Consider the following 1,319-nt stretch of genomic DNA (forward strand, 5'->3'; position numbering starts at 1 on the left):
ACACCCCACACCCCACACCCCACACCCTGTTTATCTTATTGGACAATACTCTTGAATCACCTTCACATCCAAAGTTGTATTTTGCAAAGAACGGATAGCGGCGACTGTGGCTCTTGCTCCAGCTATAGTAGTAATGATGGGGATTTTGTAAGCTAGGGCGGTACGTCGAATTAACCGCGCATCGGTATGGGCTTCTTCTCCTGATGGCGTGTTAATAATCAGTTGGATTTTCTCATTTTTGATCGCATCCAGGACGTGGGGACGACCTTCATGGAGTTTCAAGATTAATTCAACTTTCACACCGTTTTCCTGTAGGACTTGGCGTGTCCCTTGGGTAGCAATGATGGTAAAACCCAAGTTGATAAATTCTTTCACTACCTCAATGGCTGCACCTTTATCTCTGTCACTCATGGATACAAATACAGTTCCTTTGAGTGGAAGTTTTTCCCCTGCGCCTAATTCTGCTTTAGCAAAGGCGCGGCCAAAGTCAGCGTCAATTCCCATTACTTCCCCTGTAGAACGCATTTCTGGTCCTAATAAAGTATCTGTACCGGGGAATTTATTAAAGGGTAATACTGCTTCCTTCACGGCTATATGAGCAGGAATGACTTCTTGAGTAAAGTTTAATTCTTCTAAAGTCTGACCCGACATGATTAAGGATGCTAGTTTTGCTAAGGGTACACCTGTAGCTTTAGAAACAAAAGGAACAGTACGGGATGCTCTAGGGTTTGCTTCTAAGATGTAAACTTGGGGTGAATAACCGTTTGCACCAACTACTGCAAATTGGATGTTCATCAAACCAACAACAGATAAAGCTTGTGCTAGTTGCACTGTCCAAGTTCTAATTTGGCTTAATACGGCTGGAGATAGGGAAATTGATGGTAGAGAACAAGCAGAGTCTCCTGAGTGAATTCCCGCTTGTTCGATGTGTTCCATAATGCCACCGATAACGACTCTACCTGTATGGTCGGCGATCGCATCTACATCCACTTCAATGGCATTTTCTAGGAATTTATCAATTAAAATCGGGTGATCTGGTTCTACCTGGACGGCAAAAGTCATGTATCTTTCTAACTCTGCGTCAGAATAGACGATTTCCATCGCCCTTCCCCCTAAAACGTAGCTGGGACGGACTACCACGGGATAACCGATACGTTTAGCGACTATTAACGCATCTTCATAACTTCTAGCGATACCGTTGGGAGGTTGGGCAATATTCAATTCTTGCAGAATCTTTTCAAACCGTTCCCGATTTTCTGCCATATCTATAGAATCGGGAGATGTACCCCATATTTGGGTAGGGTGGTGGGGTGGTGGGG

At 44.3% G+C, this 1,319-nt stretch carries 1 protein-coding gene; it reads right to left on the bottom strand.

What is annotated here, in order from left to right; all coding sequences use genetic code 11:
* Positions 1–30 precede the first annotated feature (30 nt).
* Positions 31–1,319, bottom strand: a 1,289-nt coding sequence (locus A0J48_RS26375; RefSeq protein WP_200327532.1) for an ATP-binding protein, incomplete at its 5' end; no start/stop codon positions are given.

The organism is Sphaerospermopsis aphanizomenoides BCCUSP55, from assembly GCF_001586785.1.
Taxonomy (GTDB): domain Bacteria; phylum Cyanobacteriota; class Cyanobacteriia; order Cyanobacteriales; family Nostocaceae; genus Sphaerospermopsis_A; species Sphaerospermopsis_A aphanizomenoides_A.